This is a genomic window from Mesorhizobium dulcispinae (assembly GCF_033977345.1).
GTDB classification, from domain to species: Bacteria; Pseudomonadota; Alphaproteobacteria; order Rhizobiales; family Rhizobiaceae; genus Mesorhizobium; species Mesorhizobium dulcispinae.
Genome location: NZ_JAVIIY010000021.1, coordinates 51,002 through 73,471, shown reverse-complemented (window position 1 = coordinate 73,471; position 22,470 = coordinate 51,002). Strand labels below are relative to the sequence as shown.

Genomic DNA, 22,470 nt, shown 5'->3' with positions numbered 1-22,470 from the left:
CCCGGACGTGCCGCCGCTGGTTCCGCCAGAAGTGCCGCCGCTCGTTCCCCCGGACGTGCCGCCGCTGGTTCCGCCAGAAGTGCCGCCGCTCGTTCCCCCGGACGTGCCGCCGCTGGTTCCGCCAGAAGTGCCGCCGCTCGTTCCCCCGGACGTGCCGCCGCTGGTTCCGCCGGAAGTGCCGCCGCTGGTTCCGCCAGAAGTGCCGCCGCTGGTTCCCCCGGACGTGCCACCGCTCGTCCCGCCAGAAGTGCCGCCGCTGGTGCCGCCGGAACTCTGCCCGCTGCTGCCGGAGCTCTGTCCGCTCGACGCGCCGCTGCTTGTCCTGGCCGGATGGTTCTGGCCCGCCCCGGTGCCCCCGCCAGAGTCGCAACGGCCAGGCGCCGCGCAGCTGGAAGCCAACCGCATTGTGCCGGCGGTCGAACTCAGCAGCTGCCGAAAATCCCCTACGACAGGCGCCACCGCGATGCAGGCTCCGCCCGCGACAAGCACAGAACCGACGACAAGGCCTGCAAGCTTCATGACACCCCCGCAATCGGAACGAACCAAGCGTCCCGACTACGGCCTGCCGCCCAATCACAGCAGCCGACGCCGGATCAAGAGGCCTCGCTGCCCTTGTGCACGTCTTCCGTGCGCGCGCTTACAACCGACAACCAAATAGAGGGCAGGACCGCCGGCTTGACAGTCGTCATTTGACGACTGTCGGCGAATTTTCCCGGGTGGATCAGATTCGAATGGTCAGAGATGAAACGGTTCTGTCCGAGGCGGACCGATGTGGCCGCTCTCAGATCGTCGCTACCCAGGCGCGCGCAATCGCCAGGCCAGCTGCATCGGCTTCCGGCCCGTTGCGCGCCATCTCGTCGTCGAGCTTGCCGGCCCAATCAGGATGGCGGTCGGCGATCAGCGAGGCGAAGGAGGTGCTCCAGTCGCGCACCAGCGGGCGGTCTGCCTCGAAATGGAACTGGAAGCCGTAAACAGCGCGACCGATGCGAAAGGCCTGGTTCGCCGCGACATCGTTGCGGGCAAGCCGCACGGCCTTTTCGGGCAGGCCGAACGTGTCGTCATGCCACTGGAAGATCGGGAAGTTTTCCGGCAGCGCGCCAAGCACCGGATCGGCCTTGGCGTCGGTGGTCAGCGAAACGCCGCGCCAGCCGAATTCGACTGCTCCGCCGATGTGGTTCTCGGCGCCGAAGGCGCGGGCGAGGAGCTGGCCGCCAAGGCAGATGCCGAGCACCGAGCGCTCCTTGCCGGCGAAATCGCGCGTCAGTTCGAGCAGGACCGGAAAATAGGGATAGTCGTCGTCGGCCAGCGCGTTCTGGCCGCCGCCCAGCACCACCATGGCGTCGTGACCATTCGCGTCCAGCGGCAGCGGATCGCCCTGGTAGGGGCGGCGCAGGTCGAGCTCGGCGCCGGCTTCCGCAAGCGCGGCGCCGACCTGGCCGAGGCCGGTATTGTCGTAGTTCTGGACCACCAGCACCCGCATCGAGAAAATCCTGCTGACATGAAAATGCTGGGGCGAGCGATATCATGGCGCCTGCCTTTCAGCCAAGCTGCGTGCCGGAGAGAAAGCTATGCCACTGCAGAACCGGGTCGATCCGTTCGGCGCCATCCATGCCGTGCCCGAGCGCGGCCTGTTCACGGGCAATCGCGGCATCATCCATGATCCCGAGACGAAGACGCTGCTGAAGAAGCGCTGGGCCTTGCCGGCCTGGATTATCTGTGCTTGCAAGTTCCGCAACGTGCGGCGAGAGCCGATGGGCCGCAATCGCCAAGGTGACGACCAATTGGGCGGCAAGGCCGGCTGGACCGAGCTGTTCTTCCTCGACGAAGTGACGGCTTTAGCCGCCGGCCACCGGCCCTGCTTCTTCTGCCGGCGTGAACGGGCGACCGATTTCGTGAACCGCTTCGGCGAAGCCTTCGGCGTTGCCGAACCTCGCGCGCCGATGGTCGACAAAAGACTGCACAAGGAGCGGTTGGCCTCTGGTGGCCGGCCGCCTACCGTTTCCGTGGAAGAGCTTGGCGCGCTTCCGAATGGAACCATGGTGGCCGATGGCGGCACCGCTTATGCACTCCGCGACGGCACCGCGCTCAGATGGTCGTTTGCAGGCTATAAAGATCCAATCGCGTTTGACCGCCTGGCCGGGCGATCGCTGCGGCATGTCACGCCTGCCACGAGCATTTCCGTGCTGCGGCAGGGCTATGCGCCGGTCTGGCATCCATCCGCCGATACTTGACGCCGCCTATCGCCTCGCCCATTGCTAAGCAGATATTCGTGGGATGTCCCACGAATATCTGCTTAGATTCCCTTGTTTTTCGCAGGTTCTGATCGCAAAAACCGCGGGACACTTTTGCGGAACCTGCTTGGGCCATGCGCGCCAACTATAAAATGCAGCGGCTGTTCGTGCCGGACGATCTCGGGCCGGGCCTCGAATTCGAGGCCGGACAACAGCAGAGCCATTATCTCGCGCATGTGCTGCGGCTGGGCGAAGGCGCGGAGGTTCTTCTCTTCAACGGCCGCGACGGCGAGTGGTCGGCTTCGATCGCCGCCAAATCCAAGAAAGCCGTGCGGCTCAAGGTGCTTTCGCTGCAGCGGCCACAGCCGCCGCTGCCCGATCTCGTCTATTGCTTCGCGCCGCTGAAGCAGGGCCGGCTCGACTATCTGGTGCAGAAGGCGGTCGAGATGGGCGCCGGCATCCTGCAGCCGGTCATCACCCAGCATACGCAAGTGGCCAAGCCCGGCATCGAGCGGCTGCGCGCCAATGTCGTTGAGGCGGCCGAGCAATGCGGCATCCTCGCCGTGCCGGACGTGCGCGAGACGGAGAAGCTGGAGCGGCTGCTCGGCAACTGGGACAAGGAACGGCGGCTGATCTTCTGCGACGAGGATGCCTTGACCAACAATCCGCTGCCGGCCTTGCAGAAGGTGGTTGAGAAAAAACTCGCGCTGCTGGTCGGGCCGGAGGGCGGCTTTTCCGACGACGAGCGCAGGATGCTGAGGGCGCTGCCCTTCGTCACCGCCATCCCGCTCGGACCGCGCATCCTGCGCGCCGACACGGCGGCGGTGGCGGCGCTCGCCGTGATGCAGGCCGCAATCGGCGACTGGTGATCAAATCCAGTTGAGCCGTGGCTCAGGATTTTTCGCTTGATCGGCTACTGACATTTCGTCCATCTAGCGCCCGGCGGTCGACCGACCTCCTACAGCGCCGCGCGTCCTTTCGGACGCGCAAAGGACGCTGTAGCACTTTGATTTGGCGCATGATCCTTTCCGAAAATCGAAGCCGGTTTTCGGGGTCATGCGGCGGGAGGGCTTTTTCATGGCGCGCGACACAACCGATACTCAGCCCATCGAAGGCATCGACGAACTCGTCGGCTATCTGGCCGCGGGCAACAAGCCGCGCGACAAATGGCGCATCGGCACCGAGCACGAGAAATTCCCCTTCTATGTCGATGGCAACGCGCCGGTGCCCTATGGCGGCGAGCGCGGTATCCGGGCCATCCTCGAAGGCATGCAGGAAAAGCTCGGCTGGGATCCAATCGTGGATGCCGGCCGCATCATCGGCCTGGTCGAACCGACCGGCCAGGGCGCGATCTCGCTGGAGCCGGGCGGTCAGTTCGAGCTCTCCGGCGCGCCGCTGGAATCGATCCACCAGACCTGCCGCGAGGGCAACGCGCATCTGGCGCAGGTGCGCGAGATCGCAGAGCCCCTCGGCATCCGCTTCCTCGGGCTCGGCGGCAGCCCGAAATGGTCGCTCGCTGAAACGCCGAAAATGCCGAAGTCGCGCTACGAGATCATGACCCGCTACATGCCGAAGGTCGGCGCCAAGGGTCTCGACATGATGTATCGGACCTGCACGATCCAGGTGAATCTCGACTTCGAAAGCGAAGCCGACATGCGCCGCAAGATGCAGGTGTCGCTGAAGCTGCAGCCGCTGTCGACGGCGCTGTTCGCCAATTCGCCCTTCACCGAGAGCCAGCCGAACGGGCTGCAGAGCTGGCGCGGCGACATCTGGCGCGATACCGACAACCAGCGCTCGGGCATGCTCGAATTCTGCTTCGCGGCGGATTTCGGCTTTGCCGACTATGTCGAATGGGCGCTCGACGTGCCGATGTATTTCGTCATCCGCGACGGCCAGTATCACGACATGACGCGCTACACCTTCCGCCAGTTCATGGCGGGCGCTGCTCGCAACGAGGTTCCCGATGGTTTGCCGACGATGGGCGACTGGGCGAACCATCTCTCGACGCTGTTCCCGGATGTGCGGCTGAAGCGCTTCCTGGAAATGCGCGGCGCCGACGGCGGGCCGTGGCGGCGCATCTGCGCCCTGCCGGCTTTCTGGGTCGGACTGCTCTATGACGAGCAGGCGCTGGACGCCGCTGAAGCGCTGACCTCGAGTTGGACCTACCAGGAGGCGCTGGCGATGCGCAACGCGGTGCCGGAACTCGGCATTGCGGCGCCGTTCCGCAACGCCACCTTGCGCGACGTCGCCCGCGACGTGCTCGCCATCGCGCGCATGGGGCTGAAGAACCGCGCGCGCAAGAACCGCGACGGCTATGACGAAACCTCCTTCCTCAACACTCTCGACGAAGTCGTGGCGCGCGGCACCACCAGTGCCGAGGAGATGCTTTCGGCCTACCACACGCGCTGGGGCGGCTCGATCGAGCCGGTGTTCATGGAATATGCCTATTAACCGTTCGCCTGCCACCTGATAGTGACGCGGCAAAAGCCGCTTCAATCGTGGATGGAAACGAACTAGGCTCCTCCGTGAGGATATTGCGGAGGAGATCCCATGCCTTCCCTGTTCGACATTTTTTCGCAAGCCCAGAACGGCGCCGGCATGCAGGCGCTGGCCCAGCAGTTCGGCCTCTCGCAGCAGCAGGCGCAGGCCGCCGTGCAAGCTCTGCTGCCCGCCTTCTCGCAAGGGCTCCAGCGTAACACCGCCGATCCTTACGGAATGGGCGCCTTCATGACGGCGATGGCGAGCGGCCAGCATGCCAAATATTTCGAGGACGCGACCCGAGCCTTCACGCCGCAAGGCATCGACGAAGGCAACGGCATCCTCGGCCATCTGTTCGGCTCGAAGGACCTGTCGCGCGCCGTCGCCGCGCAGGCAGCCCAGGCCACCGGGCTCAGCCAGCAGGTGCTGCAGCAGATGCTGCCGGCCATGGCCTCGATGATGATGGGTGGGCTCTTCAAGCAGACCAACAACCAGATGCAGGCCGCCGGCGGCTTCGGCGGCGGCAATCCGCTCGGCGAGATCATCGAGGAGATGATGCGGCAGGCGGGAGGCGGCGCACCGGCGCCGCAGCAGCGTCAGGCGCCGCAGCCGGCGCCCAATCCCTATGGCGACAACCCGTTGGGCAAAGTGCTGCAGGACATGTTCGGCGGCGGCGCGCAACAACCGCAAAGCCAGCCTCAGCAGGCGCCGAACCCTTATGGCGACAATCCGCTCGGCAAGGTGCTGCAGGACATGTTCGGCGGCGGCGCACAGCAGCCGCAAGGCCGGCCCCAGCAGAACCAGCCACAGCAGACGCAAAGCCCCTACGGCGACAGTCCGCTCGGCAAGATGTTCGAGGAGATGCTGCGTCAGGGCGGTGGCGGATTCGGCATGCCCGGCGGACAGCCGGCGCCGCAGCAGCCGCAACAACGCCAGCCACAGCCGCAGCAGCCGCAGACCAATCCGAGCGGCCGGCCGCGGAACCCGTTCGACGACATCTTCGGCAGGATGTTCGAGACCGGCGCGCGGCAGCGCGACGAGTATCAGAAGGGCATGGAGACGATCTTCGACCAGTTCAAGCGCGGCATGGACCGGCGGTAGCTTTCGCGCGGCCAAAGGTGTGTCGAGATTCAGGTCAGGCCGAGCCGAAAATGCTGGTTTCCGAGAACCGGCCTACGCCGGCCGTAGCCTTCATAGAGCGAAGAGACTTATGAGGGCTTCGGCCGGCAAAGGCCGGAGCGGAGCGTACTTAAGTACGTGAGCACCGGAAGCGCAGGAGACCGGCATTTGCAGGGCGGCCTCACCTGGATGTCGGCACACCTTAAAAAAATGCCCGGTCCTGGAGGGAACCGGGCAATGTGCAGGCAGGCCGGCGGGGAACCGGCAGGGAGTGTGGGAGCCTGCATGAAGCTTGGTCGCGCCGGGCCTCGAAAAGGTTCAGACGCGACCGAAAATGCAGTTGCGCGGCTGGTCAGGCGACCTTGCGGGCGAGATCCTCGATCGTGTCGGCGCGATCTTCTGCAATTGCGCGCAGCTTCACCGTCGGATCGCGGCCGAACGGCACGTCGATGGCGACGTGAAGATCGGCGCGGGTCAGGCCGATATCGGCAAGCTCGGCATCCGACATCTCGCCGAGGCGATAGAAGGCGCGGCGGTTTTTCCAGGCGCGATAGAGATTGGCGACCGCATTGAGCACGCGCGTCGCAACGGCCGGACGCGTGGTGATGCGCGGGGTCTCGGAGGCGAATTCGATCGTGGTCATGTCAGTCTCTCCTTCAGGAGTCGAGCGGACGAAACCAGTCAGCCGGCGCCTTGGGAGAAAGCGCCGTTGCGGTCTCGATACACTTAAAGTGATGCATGTCATCGCCCCAAAAGCCACTTTTGGGCGACATGCAGTGCCTTCATGTGGACGATGCCAATTTGCCGCTGCGCGATTGATTAATCCAACGAATGTTTTTAATCTGTAGCATCAACATCAATGATGGATTGGACCGATGAAAGCGCCTCTCGATCTCGATCAGTTGCAGACCTTCATCTCGATCGCTGACACCGGAAGCTTCACCCGCGCCGCGGAGGAAGTGCACCGGACACAGTCGGCGGTGTCGATGCAGATGCGCCGGCTGGAGGAGCGGATCGGCAAGCCGCTGTTCGAAAAGGACGGGCGCACCAACAAGTTGACCGAGGAAGGCGACAGACTGCTGTCCTACGCGAGACGACTGATCTACCTCAACCGTGAGACCTTGGCCGCCTTCGACGACCAGCGGCTCGAAGGCACGATCCGCATCGGCACGCCGGACGACTATGCCGACCGCTTCCTGCCCGAGATCATGGCGCGCTTCTCGCGCTCCAACCCCCGCGTCGAGCTGACCGTCATCTGCGAGCCGACGCCGGGACTGGTCGAGCACATCAAACGCGGCAATCTCGACCTCGCGCTGGTGACGCACAACGACACGCGCGGCCAGTCGGAAGTGGTGCGGCGCGAGCCGCTTTTGTGGGTCACCTCGGCGAACCACGCCACGCATGAGCAGGAGATCCTGCCGATGGCGTTCGGCCGGCCGAACTGTATCTGGCGGCGCGCGGCGGTCGATGTGCTCGACCGGCAGAACCGCGAGTATCGCGTGCTGTTCTCCAGCTTCTCGGCCACCGTGATCACCGCCGCCGTGCTGTCCGGCCTTGCCATCTCGGTGCTGCCGGAATGCGCGCTCAGGCCCGGCATGCGTGTGCTTGGCGAAGCCGACGGGTTCGACGCGCTGCCGGATTGCCGCATCGGCATCATGCGCGGCCAGACCTCGCAGCCGGAGATCGTCGATGCGCTCGCCCGCCACATCGCGGAAAGCCTGGACAACATTTCCGTGCCGGTCGGCGAGGAAACGGGAAGCTTCGATTTCGCGGCGCTTGCCTTCGCCAAGATGAAGCGGACCAAGGCAAACCAGATCCTGCCCGGCTGGTAGGGATCAGGCGCGTGCGGCGGCTGGCTCGGCCTCGTCCGGCGAAGCCAGACCGGAAAGGCCGAGCAGTTGGACCGGCTCGAGCGGCGGCGACAAGAAATAGCCCTGCAGTTGCCGGCAGCCCATGGCGACCAGCAGCATCTTCTGCGCCTCTGTCTCTACACCCTCGGCGGTGACGTCGACCCCGAGCGCCATGGCGAGATCGATCAGCGCCTTGACGATCGCCGCCGAGTTGCCGTCGCCGTCGAGAAGCCGCACGAAGGAACGGTCTATCTTGAGCTTGTCGATGGCGTGGCGACGCAGGTAGCTCAGCGATGAATAGCCGGTACCGAAATCGTCCAGGACGATGCCGACGCCTAACTCGCGCAGGGCAGCCAAGGCCGCCCTCGAAGCATCGCTGTTGTCCAGAAGCACGCTTTCGGTGATCTCGAACTGCAGGCGCTGCGGCGCCAGCCCGGTGTCGGCAAGGACCGACGCAACCAGTTCGGGAAAGCCGGCGTCGCGCAATTGCAGCGGTGACACGTTGACGGCGAGCCACGGCAGGTCGGTCCGCACGGCGAAGCGGCAGGCCTCCTGCAGCACCCACGCGCCGAGTTGGCCGATCATGCCGCGCTCCTCGGCGATGGCGATGAATTGCGCCGCCGGCAATGCGCCATGCACATCATGCCCCCAACGGATCAGCGCCTCCGCGCCGAGGATCGTCTTGCCGTTTGCCGCGAATACCGGCTGGTAGGCGAGCCTGATGCCGGTTCCGCCATCGAGGGCCTTGCGAAGCTCGGTCTCGACCTTGCGCTTGCGCAAGAGCAGGTCGTCCATGTCGCCGGCGAAGGCCTGATACCGGCCGCGGCCGTTCTTTTTGGCTTCATAGAGCGCTATGTCGGCCTTGCGCAGCAGATCGTCGGCATCCGTCTCGCCGTCGGCAGACAGCGCGATGCCGATCGAGGCGCTGACGAAGACCTGATCGTCCATGAGCCTGAGCGGCTCCTGCAGCTTCTGCAGCAGCCGCTCGGCGACATCCTCGGCGGCGCGGACATCGGGAATGTCGACAAGGATTAGTGCGAATTCGTCGCCGCCCAGCCGCGCCACGGTGTCCACCTCGCGAACGGTGTGCTGGAGCCTGGCCGCTGTCTGACGCACCAGCTCATCGCCCGCAGGATGGCCGAGCGTGTCATTGATGTGCTTGAAGCGGTCGAGATCGAGATAGAGCAACGCCACCCTTCCCATTTCGTGACCCGCCATATCCTGACTGGCCCTGAGGAGAGCCCGCCGCAGGCGTTCCTCGAACAAAGCCCGGTTGGGTAAGCCGGTAAGCGTGTCGTGGAAGGCGAGATATTGCGCCTCATCCTGGCTGGTCTGCAGCGCCGACGAGGCGCGACGGAGCCTGCGCAGCAGAAACGCCAGAACGCCGGCCGCCACAAGCAGCGCCACGGCCAGCGCCGGGGCCATCTTGCGCACCAGGGTGAGGCCGGGCCGCTCCTGGTCCCAGCCAACATAGCCGAGGATGACGCCGCGGGAATCGACCAGCGGAACGGCGGCAGCGCCGACCGGTTGCGACAGCGGCACGAGGCGGGCGCCGTCGAGCAGGTATTTTTCGGCGATCTTGTTGATGACCGCGTCGTTGATGAACTCCACCGACACATGCAGATATTCGGTGCCGTGCGCCTGGGTGACCCGATCCGTACTCGGCACCAGCGGCGTGACGCTCAGGATCGCCGGCTTGCCGCCGAGCGATACCAGGTCTTCCGCGACCATCTTGGCCGGCTTCCCGGAGGCATCGGCCTTCGGCGGCTCAGCGAGCATGCGACGCAGCTTCTCGATGGATGGCTGCAAGGCAGGCTCGTCCTTGCCATAGAAGGACGGATCGACCACCTTGCCTTCCCGCATGGCGTGGATGGGATGGTCAGCGGCGTCGAGTATGTAGACCCGGTTGTGGCCGTAATAGTTGTACACCCAGACGCTGAGGTTCTCCTCGATCCAGGTCTGATTGCCGGCCCTCACATTGGTCACCGCATCATCCCAGACCGAAACGCTTTCCTGCTCACGCTGAACAGACGCAATCTGATCCTTCAAACCGTCGGCGATGAACATCTTCTGGTGTTCAAGCGAGGCATTGTCGGCCTGGGCCGCCGCGTAGAAGCCGAAGCCGATGACCATGGCCAGAGCGAAGACAGCCAGCATCAGCACGGTCAGCGTGACCTGATGCGTCAAAGGGCTGCTGTTGGTGCGTCCGCTCATGCGTTTCCGGCCGGCTTTTCTGCGGCCAGTCAAAGCAAATCCGGCTTAAAATCGCGTTATGATATTAGCGAGATTTGCGCTCTGCCTTGACGCCGCCCGATAAGCGTTCCCCAATCGACCGATGAGCGAGACGGCATCCGAATCACGCAGCAACGCCACCGAATACACGGTGAGCGAGATTTCCGGCGCGCTGAAGCGCACGGTAGAGGACGCATTCGGCAATGTGCGGGTGCGCGGCGAGATTTCCGGCTATCGCGGGCCGCATTCCTCCGGCCACGCCTATTTCGCGCTGAAGGACGATCGCGCGCGGATCGACGCCGTGGTGTGGAAGACCACCATGGCGCGGCTGAAATTCCGCCCCGAGGAAGGGATGGAAGTGATCGCCAGCGGCAAGCTGACGACCTATCCCGGCAAATCCAACTACCAGATCGTCATCGACAATCTGGAGCCGGCCGGCGCCGGCGCGCTGATGGCGCTCTTGGAAGAGCGCAAGCGGCGGCTGCAGGCCGAAGGCCTGTTCGACGCCGGCCGCAAGCGGCGGCTGCCGTTCATGCCCCAAGTCATCGGCGTCGTCACCTCGCCGACCGGCTCGGTGATCCGCGACATCATCCATCGCATCAAGGACCGCTTTCCGCTCACCGTGCTGGTCTGGCCGGTGAGGGTGCAGGGCGAGACGACCGCCAGGGAGGTGACCGCAGCCGTCAACGGCTTCAACGCGCTCACCTGGGACGGACCCATGCCGCAACCCGATGTCCTGATTGTGGCGCGCGGCGGCGGCAGCCTCGAGGACCTTTGGGGATTCAACGACGAAGTGCTGGCGCGCGCCGTCGCGGCCTCGCATATCCCGGTGATCTCCGCGGTCGGGCACGAGACCGACTGGACCCTCATCGACTTCGTTGCCGACATGCGCGCGCCGACGCCGACGGGCGCGGCCGAGATCGCAGTGCCGGTCAAGGCCGAACTCGAGGCGACGCTGGCGAGCCTCGGCGCGCGGCTCAATGCCTGCACCTCGCGGCATCTGGATCGCAAGCGGCAGGCGGTGCGCGCCGCGGCGCGCGCGCTCCCCTCGCCCGACCAATTGCTGGCGCTGCCGCGCCGCCGCTTCGACGAGGCGACGAGCCGGCTGGGTCGTGGCCTGACGGTGAGCATCGAGCGCAAGCGCGCAAGGCTGGATCGGCAGCGCCTGACGCCGGCGACCTTGTCGCGCCGCCTCAACGAGACGCGCACGCTGACAGGCCGCGACATCGCCCGCGCGCGCGCCGCCTTCTTCGCCATCGTTCGCCAAGGCCGGGCACGCTTCGAGCGCACGTCGGCCAGACTATCGCCGGCGCCGATCGTCAGGCGGCAGAAGCTGCAGGCCGATACGCTGGCCGGGCTGGTCCGCCGCCGGGAGCAGGCGATGGAGCGGCGGCTGGATCGCCTGCGCGCGGCGCTCACCCAGGCCGACCGGCTGCTCGCCACGCTGTCGCACAAGGCCGTGCTGGCGCGCGGCTTCGCGCTGGTCAAGGACGCCGACGGCGCAGTCATCAAGCGGGTCGCCGAGCTGGCGCCGGGCGCGGCGCTGCAACTGGAATTCGCCGACGGCAATGCCGAGGCCATCGCCACCAGCGGCGGCGCGCGGCCGAAGCTCACCGCCAAGCCTTCGGGCAAGGCCAAGGAGCCCGGCAACCAGGGCTCGCTGTTCTGAGTATGCGATGAGCACCGACGACCCGCATCTTCGCACGCCATCGGGCAAGCCGCGGCTACGTGCATTCATTATCGCATTGGACGGCACGCCCGGGCGCTTCAACGCCATCACCGACGTGCCGGGCGTCACGGTCGGCTACACGACGCTGATCGCCGGCGACGGCGCGCTCCAGATCGGCACCGGCCCGGTGCGCACCGGCGTGACCGCAATCCTGCCGAGGCCGCGCGGGGAGCTCGCGACGCCGGTGTTTGCCGGCGTGTTCAGCCAGAACGGCAACGGCGAGTTGACCGGCTCGCACATCATCGAGGAGACCGGCGCCTTCAACCTGCCGATCACCATCACCAACACCCATTCATGCGGCGTCACCCGCGACGGCACGCTGCGGTGGATGAACCAGGTGCTGCCGGCGGCGCTCGACAGTGCCTGGGGCCTGCCGGTGGCGGCGGAGACCTATGACGGCTTCCTCAACGATATCAACGGCCATCATGTGAGCTTCGATCATGTCGCCTCAGCACTTGACGGCGCGACAGGCGGCGCCATCGAGGAAGGCAGCGTCGGCGGCGGCACCGGCATGATCTCGTTCGGCTTCAAGGCCGGATCGGGCACCGCCTCGCGCATCGTGGAATGGCAGGACAGACGCTACACGCTCGGCGTGTTCATGCAGGCGAATTTCGGCAAGCGGCATAATTTCACCATTCGCGGCCGGCGCATCGGATCGGGGCTGGTCGAGCCGGCAATCCGCGAAGCCACGCCGCGCGCCGAAAAGGGCTCGATCATCGCCATCATCGCCACCGACGCACCGTTCCTGCCGCATCAGATGAAGCGCCTCGCCCGGCGCGTGCCGCTCGGCATCGCCATGACCGGCGGCTACGGCTACCACAGCTCGGGCGACATTTTTCTCGCCTTCTCGACCGCCAATCCCGAGGCAGCGCTGGCGGCTTCGGGCCGCATCGCCCGCGCGGAGTTCATCCCGGATGTCGACATCGATCCGTTCTTCGACGCGGTGGTGCAAGGAGTGGAGGAAGCGATCCTCAACGCGCTTGTCGCCAATGAGGACATGACCGGGCGCGACGGCAATTTCGTGCCGGCGCTGCCCAAGGAATGGCTCAAAGAGAAATTCGGGTAAGCCGGATCCAAGGTCCAGCTAGACTATGCCGTCTTTCCCGACTCAGGCCGGGACAGCCGGCTCACTCTGACGGCTTGTCCGACGTCGTCTGTTGCTCGCTCTCCTCGGCGACTTCCTCGAGCCGCGAAGCGATCAGTTCCTGGATGTCGCCGACCTCTTCCTGGATGTCTTCCAGAAGAATGCCTTCCTCGGCAGCCTTGGCGCAGCACTCCTTGGCGAGGGTTTCGGCTTGCTTCTCGATCTTGGCCGGCGAATGCTGACAATGGACCTTTTCGCCAATCCATCCGCGCAAGAACTCGATGGCATGTTCACTCATACTGCTTCTTCCCTAGCGGCAATGCCGGTTGGTAATCATGAACGCCCCGCCAACGGATGCACGCCCTATTCGAACCGAGTCGGTCCCGGCCGGCAAGACGTCTTGCCCAAGGTCCACACAATGGGAGGAATTGGAGGGTTCAAGGACCACGTTCAGGTTGGTGAGGATGATGATGCTCTGGCCAGGATCGTCAAAGATCCGCTCTATTGTTTCTACTTGCTTTTTCCCGGTTTCTCAGACCGATTTCCGTCACAACACGCAACGCATCTACGGCAGTCTCGCAGGCACGCCAAAGGGGCGAGAAACCGAAAGCCGTCGGTATATAGTGATATCCTCACACAATGTCGACTCCGCTCGCCGTCCTGCTTCTTTCCGCCGCGTCAACCGGGGCAGGAAACCTCGGATCAAGAGCGCACGCCGTCGCCTTCGCCAGGCACAGATGCGATGCCGTCATTGGCCCTTGAACGCTCGAGCGGGGCACGCGTAACATCATACCGCTCACACTGAGTCTGCTTCATTCGTCCGGGCTAATGTTCGGATCTGTTTGGATATTTCCCTTTGCATACGGATGCAAAAAGCAGCGCACCGGAGCGCGGCAAATCCTTTGCTCATGTGGCGGAAGCCTCCTGGGGAAAGGGTCTCAGCACCCTGCTCCGCATCATGCGCATGACGCTGCGCCACCCCTGGCAAGTCGCGATCACCATCGTCTCGACCTTCATAGCCGCGACGCTGCAGCTTCTCATTCCACGCCTGCTGGGGCGCGCCATCGATCAGGCGCAAGGCGTGATGGCCGAAGGTGCGAGCGCAGCCGCGCAGCACGCGCTTTGGAGCACGGCGCTCACGCTGCTGGTCGTCAGCGTGCTGCGCGGCCTCTTCACCATGGCGCAGAACTACTATGGCGAGGCTGTCGGCCATCGGACCGGCTATGAACTGCGCCTGGCGTTTTATGAGAAGATCCAGCGTCTGAGCTTTGCTTTCCACGACAAGGTCCACACCGGCGATCTGATCACGCTCGGCCTGCTCGATCTCGACGGCGTGCGCATGTTCTTTTCCACCGGCGTCTTGCGCGTGGTCCTGCTCGGCGTGCTGATCGGCGTCGGCGCCTATCTCTTGATCAGCACCGATCTCGTGCTCGGGCTGCTCAGCCTGAGCTTCGTGCCGTTCGTCGCCTGGCGATCCTCCGTCACGCAGTTGAGGCTTCGCAGCACCTGGCTGACCCTGCAGCAGCGTCTGTCGGTGCTGAGCCGAGTGATGGACGAGAATCTCGGCGGCATCCGTGTCGTGCGCGCTTTCGCGGCGCAGCGCCATGAGCTGGGGAAATTCGACCGTGCCAAGCAGGATGCGCTGGACCTCGCCAACGAACGCGTCGACATCCGCGTCAGCAACACCAGCGCCATGAACTTCTCGTTCCTGGCGGCCATGGGCCTGGTGCTCTGGTTCGGCGGCCAGAAGGTGATGTCGGGTCAAATCAGCGTCGGAACGCTGGCACAGTTCCTCACCTTCATGACCATCCTGCAGATGCCGGTGCGCCAGCTCGGCCTGATGGTCAACTCGTTCGCCCGCGCCTCGACCTGCGGCACGCGGCTATTCGAGCTGCTCGACACCGAGCTCGATATCAAGGACGCGCCGGGTGCCAGGGACCTCGTCGTCACCGGCGGCGTGCTGCGCTTCGAGGATGTCGGCTTCCATTATCCGGGCTCAGGCGGCCGGCCGACATTGTCCGGTATTTCCTTCGAGGCCTGGCCTGGTCAGACCATCGGTATCGTCGGCCCGCCCGGCAGCGGCAAGTCGACCATCGCGCATCTGATCCCGCGCTTCTACGACGTGAGCCCGGGCGCGATCACCATCGACGGCCAGGACATCCGCGAGGTCACGCTGCAGTCGCTGCGCAAGGCGGTCGGCGTCGTGCAGCAGGACGCTTTCCTGTTCACGACCTCGATCGAGAACAACATCGCTTACGGCAATCCCTGGGCGCGCGAGACCCGCATCGAGCGGGCGGCCGAGTCGGCCCAGCTGCACAACTACATCATCGGGCTTCCGTTCGGCTACACCACAATCGTCGGCGAACGCGGCGCCTCGCTTTCCGGCGGCCAGCGGCAACGCCTGACCATCGCCCGCAGCCTGATGCTGCGGCCTTCGGTGCTTGTCTTCGACGATTCCACCGCGGCCATCGATGCCGGCACCGAGCAGCGGATCCGCGCCGCGATGAGGCGCTTTGCCAAGGACCGCGTGACGCTCATCATCTCGCACCGGTTGAGCTCGCTGATGCATGCCGGCCAGATCCTGTTCGTGGAGGGCGGCAGGATCGTCGAGCGCGGCACGCATGAGGAGCTGCTGACACTCGGCGGGCGCTACCGCGCGCTCCATGACCTGCAGTTGCGGCCCGACGATGCCGCACGGGGAGCCGCGTGATGTCGGACCCGCGCGACGACGAGAAGGAAGACACCAGCGGCCGGCCGGCAAAGGCGGTCGTCGGCTCGCACCGCGACGAGGAAGAGGTTTTCGGCAAGGCCTACGATCCGCGCGTCGTGCGGCGCATCTGGAGCTTCGTGCGGCCTTACCGGACCCGGATTTTCATCTCGGTTGCCGCGGTTCTGGTGTTCACGCTGACGCAATTGGCGATCCCGCTGGTCGTCCGCTACGCCATCGACCACGGCATGGCGCCGGGCAGGCTGGACCGGTCGGTGATGGCCTGGGCGACCGGCGCTTTCGCGGCGGTCATCCTTGTGAACTATGCGGCGAGCTATGTTCAGGAGAGCGTCGTCGGCAAAGTGGCCGAGAATGTGCTCTCCGACCTGCGCCGCGCCATGTTCGGTCATCTGCAGCGGGTCTCGCTGAGCTTCATGGACAAGACCGAGGTCGGCCGGCTGATGTCGCGCCTGCAGGGTGACGTCAATTCGATGCAGGAATTCCTCGAAACATCGGTCATGTCTGTCGGCGACATCGTGCTTTTGTTCGGCATCGTGAGCGTGCTCTTGTGGCTCGATTTCCGGCTCGGGCTGCTGACGCTCTCGACCATGCCGATGCTGTTCATCGTTCGCCTGTTCTGGCTGCCGCGCGCCAAGGTCGCCTTCATGGCCGCGCATGAGACCAACTCGATCGCCAACGGGGCTTTAGCCGAAGGCATTCACGGCGTGCGCACCGTGCAAAGCCTGGAGCGCCAGCACGTCAATTTCGAGCTCTATGACGAGAAGGTGCTGGCCAATCTCAATGCGCATCTGAGGTCCGCCAAATACGCGCAGGTGATGGTGCCGATCGTCGACACGCTGACCGGTATCGCCATGGCCACAGTCATCGTCGTCGGCGGTTCGATGGTGCTGTCGCACGGCCTCGATGTCGGCGTCATGGTGGCATTCCTGTTCTACATCCAGCGCTTCTTCGACCCCATCCGCTCGCTCACCATGCAGTACAGCGTCATGCAGCGCGCCATGGCTTCGGGCCAGCGTATCTCCGAAGTGCTCGACGTGCCGGTGGACGTCGCCGACAGGCAAGGCGCGGTGGCGCTGTCGCGCGACATGGATGGCTCGGTCGAGTTCAGGAACGTCACCTTCGGCTACCGGCGGAACCAGCCGGTGCTGAAGAATGTCAGCTTCCGCGTCAATCCAGGCGAAACGGTAGCGCTTGTCGGTCCGACCGGCTCGGGCAAGTCGAGCTCCATGGCGCTGGCGCATCGCTTCTACGACGTGTGGTCGGGTCAGGTGCTGGTCGGCGGACACGACGTGCGCGACCTGACGCAGGATTCGCTCGGCGAACAGATGGCGATGGTCCTGCAGGAACCGTTTCTGTTTTCCGGAACGGTGCTGGAGAACATCCGCTACCACAAGACCGGCGCAACCCGCGAGGAGGTGGTCCGCGCAGCTAAGGCCGTCGGCGCGCACGACTTCATAGAGCAGTTACCTGACGGCTACGACACCGAGCTCGAGCAGCGCGGCGGCAATCTCTCGCTCGGCCAGCGGCAGTTGATCAGCTTCGCGCGGGCGCTGGTTGCCGACGCCAAGATCCTTGTGCTCGACGAAGCCACGGCCAGCATCGATTCCTACACCGAGATGCTGATCCAGAAGGCGCTGGTAAAACTGCTGGAAGGCCGCACCGGCCTCGTCATCGCCCACCGGCTGGCCACCATCCGCGGCGCCGACCGCATCGTCGTGCTGCAGAACGGCGAGATCGTCGAAAGCGGCAACCACGGGCAACTGATGGAACGAAAGGGCCTCTACGCCCGCCTCTACAACATGAACTACGCCTCGTTCGACGACATTTCCGAGGAGGAGATGGGAATGGACGCAGTGGCCGGCAAAGCGACGTGACGTCGGAAATAGGTGGTACCGTTGGCTGGGCTCGAACCAGCGACCCCCAGATCCACAATCTGGTGCTCTAACCAACTGAGCTACAACGGCACATCCGCCTGAGCGCAATCCGAGGAGAAATCATTCTCCGCGTCCGCTCCGTCATCGGCGATGCGTCCAATACGGGCTATCGGAGTCTAATTCAAGGCCTTTGATTAGGCAAAGATCTGATGAAGAAACCCGCCCGGTCCTGAATGGACAAAAGAAAAGGCCGGCGGGAGGAGGTGCCGGCCTTTTCCTGTTCCGAGCCAGCGGGAGGAGGAGCTGGCTGGTCACCCCGGAGAGCAAAGGGAGGAGGTTTCACCCCCCGGGTATTCATCTGCTCAACTATCGCATTTCTATTTGTCTGACAAAATGCGACGTTTTGATGCAGCATCGTGATTGCGCCTATCAGGCAGCCTTGATGTCCTTGAACGCCTTTTCGAAAGCGGTCTTCGCCGGCTTCGAGACGTCCTCGACAGCCTTGGAAGCAACGGCCTGAAAGTCCTTGGCCTGCTCGACGGCCATCTCGGCGCGCTTGCGCAGGAAAGCGGTCTGCAGCTCGACGACCTCGGAGAGCGTCTTGGCGCCGACCAGGGCTTCGAGATGCGAGAAGCTTGCCTCGGCATTGGCGCGCAGGATGGAGATGGTCTTGAGCGACAGGTCGCCGGAAACGGTCTTGGCGGTCTCGTAGGTCGACTCCAGAACCTTCTGGGTCTCCTCGGCGCCGTTCTTCAGCTTGGCATAGGCCTCTTTCGACTGCTCAACGCCCTTCTCGGCGAAGGCGCGGATCTGGTCGGTGGCCTTGGAAGCGTCGAAGCTCGGGAATTCAACGTTCTCGATGGTCTCAGCGGTCTTCGTGGTCGTCTTGGACATTTTTTCCAACCTTTCAGGGGCAGCGGCTTTGACAGAAAGCCGTCTCGTTCATGTATGATGGCAATATAAAGGCAAATTTTGTGCATTGCAACATCTTTGTTGCAGCGCACCATAAAATCACCCGACCGTTAACCACGAGCCCAGAGATTTCGGCCGATGCACGGCATGGCTTGTGGACCTTCGCCCCGTACGCTTTTATTAACAAAGCGTTAACCGAAAGGCCCGCTTCCGAAGGGTTCGCCAGCGCATGCCGCCTGAAAACTACTCCTTCCTCGACGTTGCCGTGCTCGACGCGGTGCGCCAGCGCTTCGCCGCCGGCGACGCGCTTGCCATATTGTCGGCCGACCTCGAGCAGGTGATCTGGGCCAACGGGCCAGGTGCAGCGGTGTTCGGCTATCCGGATATCGAGACCATCATCGGCGCCTCGGCGCGGCTGCCGCTGATCGCCAGGCGGCAGATCATGGCGACCAGCGGCTTTCCGGATATCGGCAGCGACCGCGCCATCACCATCAGGCTGGCGACCGGCATGGTCAGCCGCGCCGTCGGCTTGCTCGCCAGCACGGTGACGATGCCGGACGGCGAAAAGGCGATCATGCTGGCGATGCCCGCGGCGCAGACCGGCTCGCGCAGCGCCGCCGAAATCGCCGGCCGCGCCATTGGCGGTTTCACCGAGGCCGGACATTTCATCGCCTTCGTCGATGCCCAAGGCCATGTCGAGGCGGCTTCGGAGGGCTTTGCGGCGCTCGGCATCAGGCCGGAGACCCTGGCTGCCCTGGTCGCGGATGTGGCAAGCGCGGGAGACCGCATCGTCAAGCGGCTTGTTCCCGGCGCCAGCACCACCTACCCGGCCGGCCTGGCACGGTTGACCGACACGCGCCATCTCCTGGTGGTGATCGACGAGGACCAACTCGACAGCCTGCAGGACGACCAACCTGACGGCGATCGAGCGGCAGCGGCGGAAAGCGCGCCCACCCAGCCCCCGGCCGCGGCGACGGGCGAAAAGGCGGACACGGTCCCGGCGGTGGCGGCGGATAGCGCCCAGCCAACGGAAAAGACCGTGGCCAAGGCCGACCATGCACCGGATACTGCCGCAGCAGGCAGGCAGGCTGCTGACGGCGGTTCCGCACAGCATGATCATTGGTATTTCAACGCTGGCGGCGACGATGGGAGAGGGCCGGAGGCGCCGGCACGGGTCGAACCGAGAGACGCCGCCGCCGGAAGCCGGCAGGACACCACCGAAACGGCGACGGCAGAGCCGCCCGCGGCCCGCAGCATAGACCGTTCGACGCCGCCGCTGCGTTTCGTCTGGCGCACCGACGCCGAAGGCAAGTTCAGCGCGCTCTCGCCGGAATTCGCCGACATTGTCGGCAAGCCGGCCGCCGATGTGATCGGCCGCCGCTTCAGGGACGTCGCCACGACTTTCGGTCTCGACGCATCGGGCGAGATCGCCGCGCTGCTCGAGCGGCGCGATACCTGGTCCGGGCGCTCGGTGCTTTGGCCGGTGGCCGGCACGGACCTGAAGATTCCCGTCGATCTTGCGGCGTTGCCGGTCTATGGCCGCAGCCGGGCCTTCGAAGGTTTTCGCGGCTTCGGCGTCGCGCGCGGCGCTGACGCCGTTATCGACCCGGAAGCGCTCGGCATGGCGCTTGTGCCGAATGGCACCGCGCCGGCCAGACCGGAGCCGACCGCCGAGCCTCCGAAGCCCGCCGACCCGTTCCAGGGCGAGGTGCCGGCGCTGACCATCGTGCCGAAACCGGAACGGCGCTATGCCGACAAGGTGATCCGGCTGGCCGAGCACAGGCAGCCGGCCAACGACAAGCATCCTGGAAATGACAGGCAGCCGGGAAGCGACAGGCCGGCGAGCGAGAAGGGTCTGTCGATCCTCGAGCGCAGCGCCTTTCGCGAGATCGGCGAGCGGCTGCGGAAGGACAGCGCCGGCCCGGCCGAGCCGCCGAGCGGCGAAACCGCAGGCGCTGAAAAGCAGCCTGATGCGACTTCAGCCGCCGACAAGGCCGGTCTCGCGGCCGAACAACCGAAGACGGGTGAGAGGAAGACCGACGAATCCGATCTGACAGCGCCGCGCGCGATCTTGCATGAGCCCGCCACGCAGGAGGATGACGAAGCCTTTGAAACGGCGGAGGCACAGACCGAGGCGGAAGATCAGAAGGACCTGGCTCGGCTCGACGGCACCGACGATGCTTCCGCGGCGGCCGCCGGAGAGGACGAAACGCCACCCGCCTCCGGTTCGCTGCTCAGCTATGCGGGGCCCGAGAAAGCCGACGAAGCGGGCCCCGAGGCTCGCCAAACCGCAGCGACCGAAAAGGGGGCCGAACCGAAGGCCGAACGGCCGGGCGAGGCGCCTGCCCCAGAGGCAGGCGCTGACGACGACAGCATGACCACCGACGATTTTCGCGACGCGGAAGACAGCGAGGACTGGGCCGGCTCTGACATGGAAGGCGCCCTGCCCCCGGCTGAACAACCTGGCGAAGCGAAAGCGGCGCTGCCGGAACGGCCGCGCCTCGCGGTGCCGCGGCTCAAGTTCGAGAGCTTCGTGCCGTCGGCTTTCTCCACCGGGGAGGAAGGCAGGGCTCCCGATACGTCCATCCTCGCCAGGCTGCCTGTGCCGCTGCTCATCCATTCCGGCGATGTGCTGCATTACGCCAACGAGGCGTTCCTCGAGCTCACCGGCTATGACGCGCTGGACGACCTTACCGATGCCGGCGGGCTCGGCGCGCTGTTTGCCGACCATTATGCCGACGATGGCGAGGCCGACGAAAGCGACCGTTCCTTGAAGCTCACGACCCGCCAGGGCCAGGAATTCCCGATCGACGCGCTCTTGCGCTCCGTGCCGTGGCGCGGCGGCAAGGCGCTGATGCTGGTGGTGCGCCGCTCGGGCGAGGACGAGGCGCCGGCGTCGCATCTCAGCGCGGCGAATGACGAGCCGAGCCAGCAGCCGGATGTTTCGGAACTGAAGTCCCGTATCGCCGAAATGCGCACCATCATCGACACCGCCACCGACGGCGTGGTGCTGATCGGCCGCGACGGCAACATCCGTTCGATCAGCCGGCCGGCGGAGGCGCTGTTCGGCTTCGACAGCGACGAGATCGCCGGCAAGCCCTTCGCCTCGCTGTTCGCCATCGAGAGCCAGCGCGCGGCGCGCGACTATCTCGCCGGCCTTTCCGAACCTGGCGTGGCGAGCGTCCTCAACGACGGGCGCGAGGTCATCGGTCGCGAGGCGCAGGGGCGTTTCATCCCGCTGTTCATGACCATCGGCAGCCTGCCCAACGACAGCGGCTTCTGTGCCGTGGTGCGCGACATCACGCAGTGGAAGCGGGCCGAGGAGGACCTCACCCAGGCGCGCGCCGTGGCCGAGCGTGCCTCCTCGCAGAAGACGGATTTCCTCGCCCGCATCAGCCACGAGATCCGCACGCCGCTCAACGCCATCATCGGCTTTTCCGAACTGATGGTGGACGAGAAGTTCGGTCCGGTCGCCAACGACCGCTACCGCGACTATCTGCGCGACATCAACCGTTCGGGCAATCACGTGCTCGACCTCGTCAACGACCTCTTGGATATCTCCAAGATCGAGGCCGGCCAGCAGGAGATGGCCTATGAGGCGGTGTCGCTCAACGACACGCTGGCCGAAACGGTGGCCATGATGCAGCCGCAAGCCAATCGCGAGCGCGTCATCATCCGCTCGAGCTTCGCCTCGCGGCTGCCGGAAGTGGTGGCGGACTTGAGAAGCGTGCGCCAGATCGCGCTCAACATCCTGTCCAATGCCATCCGCTACACGCAGGCAGGCGGACAGGTGATCGTGTCGACCGCCTACGAGGCCTCCGGCGATGTCGTCATGCGCGTGCGCGACACCGGCATCGGCATGACCGCAGCCGAAATCGAGCAGGCGCTGAAACCGTTCAAGCAGATCAATGCGCTGAAACGCGGCCGCGGCGACGGCACCGGCCTCGGGCTGCCGCTGACCAAGGCGATGGTGGAGGCCAACCGCGCCCGCTTCGCCATCACCTCGACGCCCGGCGAAGGCACACTGGTCGAGGTCGCCTTCCCCTCGACGCGCGTGCTGGCCGAATAACCGGGCAAAGGCTTCAGAAAAGAAAAAAGGCGTCCAATGGACGCCTTGAAAGATGGGATTGCTGTCACAACGGGGGCTTGAGCGAATCTGATCCTCAGGGGAAGAGGAACGGGATTTCTCCCTCAAGTTACACGCGACTATCGACGCCGTCCCTTAACAAGTCC

Annotated in this window: 15 protein-coding genes, 1 tRNA gene and 1 pseudogene; 11 read left to right on the top strand and 6 right to left on the bottom strand. The window is 65.0% G+C overall.

Annotation, left to right across the window (positions count from 1 at the left end; genetic code table 11):
- Positions 1-658 (top strand): annotated as a pseudogene (locus tag RFN30_RS28765) (hypothetical protein); the annotation flags it as partial.
- A 123-nt stretch (positions 659-781) separates the two neighbouring features.
- Here the strand turns inward: RFN30_RS28765 and RFN30_RS28760 are convergent.
- Complete coding sequence (locus RFN30_RS28760) at positions 782-1,480, bottom strand: type 1 glutamine amidotransferase (RefSeq protein ID WP_320265443.1); 699 nt, start codon at positions 1,478-1,480, stop codon at positions 782-784.
- 88 nt (positions 1,481-1,568) lie between these two features.
- Between RFN30_RS28760 and RFN30_RS28755 the strand changes: the two genes are divergently transcribed.
- The 4 genes from RFN30_RS28755 (at position 1,569) to RFN30_RS28740 (ending at position 5,810) form a co-directional block, all read left to right on the top strand.
- Positions 1,569-2,231, top strand: a complete 663-nt coding sequence (locus RFN30_RS28755; RefSeq protein ID WP_320265442.1) for a hypothetical protein — start codon at positions 1,569-1,571, stop codon at positions 2,229-2,231.
- A 134-nt stretch (positions 2,232-2,365) separates the two neighbouring features.
- Positions 2,366-3,100, top strand: a complete 735-nt coding sequence (locus tag RFN30_RS28750; protein WP_320265441.1) for a 16S rRNA (uracil(1498)-N(3))-methyltransferase — start codon at positions 2,366-2,368, stop codon at positions 3,098-3,100.
- 208 nt (positions 3,101-3,308) lie between these two features.
- A complete protein-coding gene (locus RFN30_RS28745; protein WP_320265440.1) occupies positions 3,309-4,682 on the top strand; it encodes a glutamate--cysteine ligase in 1,374 nt (457 codons plus the stop codon).
- Between the two features lie 99 nt (positions 4,683-4,781).
- Positions 4,782-5,810 (top strand): DUF937 domain-containing protein, encoded by a 1,029-nt coding sequence (locus RFN30_RS28740; protein WP_320265439.1) that lies wholly within the window; start codon positions 4,782-4,784, stop codon positions 5,808-5,810.
- A 370-nt stretch (positions 5,811-6,180) separates the two neighbouring features.
- Here the strand turns inward: RFN30_RS28740 and RFN30_RS28735 are convergent, their stop codons facing one another.
- Complete coding sequence (locus RFN30_RS28735; protein WP_320265438.1) at positions 6,181-6,471, bottom strand: DUF1127 domain-containing protein; 291 nt, start codon at positions 6,469-6,471, stop codon at positions 6,181-6,183.
- Positions 6,472-6,703: 232 nt separating this feature from the next.
- Here RFN30_RS28735 and RFN30_RS28730 point away from each other — a divergent pair, with 232 nt between their 5' ends.
- Positions 6,704-7,660 carry a LysR substrate-binding domain-containing protein gene (locus tag RFN30_RS28730; protein WP_127426516.1) on the top strand — a complete coding sequence of 319 codons (957 nt, stop codon included), beginning with the start codon at positions 6,704-6,706 and terminating at the stop codon, positions 7,658-7,660.
- Between the two features lie 3 nt (positions 7,661-7,663).
- Here RFN30_RS28730 and RFN30_RS28725 read toward each other — a convergent pair whose 3' ends face one another.
- Positions 7,664-9,892, bottom strand: a complete 2,229-nt coding sequence (locus tag RFN30_RS28725; RefSeq protein ID WP_320265437.1) for a bifunctional diguanylate cyclase/phosphodiesterase — start codon at positions 9,890-9,892, stop codon at positions 7,664-7,666.
- A 121-nt stretch (positions 9,893-10,013) separates the two neighbouring features.
- Between RFN30_RS28725 and xseA the strand changes: the two genes are divergently transcribed.
- Both xseA and RFN30_RS28715 read left to right on the top strand, forming a co-directional pair.
- Positions 10,014-11,579 (top strand): exodeoxyribonuclease VII large subunit, encoded by a 1,566-nt coding sequence (xseA, locus tag RFN30_RS28720; RefSeq protein WP_320265436.1) that lies wholly within the window; start codon positions 10,014-10,016, stop codon positions 11,577-11,579.
- 7 nt (positions 11,580-11,586) lie between these two features.
- Positions 11,587-12,705, top strand: a complete 1,119-nt coding sequence (locus RFN30_RS28715) for a DmpA family aminopeptidase (RefSeq protein ID WP_320265435.1) — start codon at positions 11,587-11,589, stop codon at positions 12,703-12,705.
- Positions 12,706-12,766: 61 nt separating this feature from the next.
- Here RFN30_RS28715 and RFN30_RS28710 read toward each other — a convergent pair whose 3' ends face one another.
- On the bottom strand, positions 12,767-13,021 hold the full coding sequence (locus tag RFN30_RS28710) for a hypothetical protein (protein WP_320265434.1): 255 nt from the start codon (positions 13,019-13,021) through the stop codon (positions 12,767-12,769).
- A gap of 558 nt (positions 13,022-13,579) precedes the next feature.
- Between RFN30_RS28710 and RFN30_RS28705 the strand changes: the two genes are divergently transcribed.
- Together RFN30_RS28705 and RFN30_RS28700 are read left to right on the top strand one after the other, a co-directional pair.
- A complete protein-coding gene (locus tag RFN30_RS28705; RefSeq protein WP_320265433.1) occupies positions 13,580-15,433 on the top strand; it encodes an ABC transporter ATP-binding protein in 1,854 nt (617 codons plus the stop codon).
- Positions 15,433-17,325 (top strand): ABC transporter ATP-binding protein, encoded by a 1,893-nt coding sequence (locus RFN30_RS28700; protein ID WP_320265432.1) that lies wholly within the window; start codon positions 15,433-15,435, stop codon positions 17,323-17,325. The genes RFN30_RS28705 and RFN30_RS28700 overlap by 1 nt, the downstream gene beginning before the upstream one ends.
- Before the next feature lie 13 nt (positions 17,326-17,338).
- Here the strand turns inward: RFN30_RS28700 and RFN30_RS28695 are convergent.
- Together RFN30_RS28695 and RFN30_RS28690 are read right to left on the bottom strand one after the other, a co-directional pair.
- A tRNA-His gene (locus RFN30_RS28695) sits at positions 17,339-17,415 on the bottom strand.
- Positions 17,416-17,754: 339 nt separating this feature from the next.
- Positions 17,755-18,219: a phasin gene (locus RFN30_RS28690; RefSeq protein WP_320265431.1), complete on the bottom strand. Its 465-nt coding sequence runs from the start codon at positions 18,217-18,219 to the stop codon at positions 17,755-17,757.
- A 247-nt stretch (positions 18,220-18,466) separates the two neighbouring features.
- Between RFN30_RS28690 and RFN30_RS28685 the strand changes: the two genes are divergently transcribed.
- Complete coding sequence (locus RFN30_RS28685) at positions 18,467-22,306, top strand: PAS domain S-box protein (RefSeq protein WP_320265430.1); 3,840 nt, start codon at positions 18,467-18,469, stop codon at positions 22,304-22,306.
- Positions 22,307-22,470: the final 164 nt, after the last annotated feature.

Coding starts and splice junctions, on each gene's coding strand:
- RFN30_RS28760 (WP_320265443.1), bottom strand. CDS start 1,480: ATGCGGGTGCTGGTGGTCCAGAACTACGACAATACCGGCCTCGGCCAG.
- RFN30_RS28755 (WP_320265442.1), top strand. CDS start 1,569: ATGCCACTGCAGAACCGGGTCGATCCGTTCGGCGCCATCCATGCCGTG.
- RFN30_RS28750 (WP_320265441.1), top strand. CDS start 2,366: ATGCGCGCCAACTATAAAATGCAGCGGCTGTTCGTGCCGGACGATCTC.
- RFN30_RS28745 (WP_320265440.1), top strand. CDS start 3,309: ATGGCGCGCGACACAACCGATACTCAGCCCATCGAAGGCATCGACGAA.
- RFN30_RS28740 (WP_320265439.1), top strand. CDS start 4,782: ATGCCTTCCCTGTTCGACATTTTTTCGCAAGCCCAGAACGGCGCCGGC.
- RFN30_RS28735 (WP_320265438.1), bottom strand. CDS start 6,471: ATGACCACGATCGAATTCGCCTCCGAGACCCCGCGCATCACCACGCGT.
- RFN30_RS28730 (WP_127426516.1), top strand. CDS start 6,704: ATGAAAGCGCCTCTCGATCTCGATCAGTTGCAGACCTTCATCTCGATC.
- RFN30_RS28725 (WP_320265437.1), bottom strand. CDS start 9,892: ATGAGCGGACGCACCAACAGCAGCCCTTTGACGCATCAGGTCACGCTG.
- xseA (WP_320265436.1), top strand. CDS start 10,014: ATGAGCGAGACGGCATCCGAATCACGCAGCAACGCCACCGAATACACG.
- RFN30_RS28715 (WP_320265435.1), top strand. CDS start 11,587: ATGAGCACCGACGACCCGCATCTTCGCACGCCATCGGGCAAGCCGCGG.
- RFN30_RS28710 (WP_320265434.1), bottom strand. CDS start 13,021: ATGAGTGAACATGCCATCGAGTTCTTGCGCGGATGGATTGGCGAAAAG.
- RFN30_RS28700 (WP_320265432.1), top strand. CDS start 15,433: ATGTCGGACCCGCGCGACGACGAGAAGGAAGACACCAGCGGCCGGCCG.
- RFN30_RS28690 (WP_320265431.1), bottom strand. CDS start 18,219: ATGTCCAAGACGACCACGAAGACCGCTGAGACCATCGAGAACGTTGAA.
- RFN30_RS28685 (WP_320265430.1), top strand. CDS start 18,467: ATGCCGCCTGAAAACTACTCCTTCCTCGACGTTGCCGTGCTCGACGCG.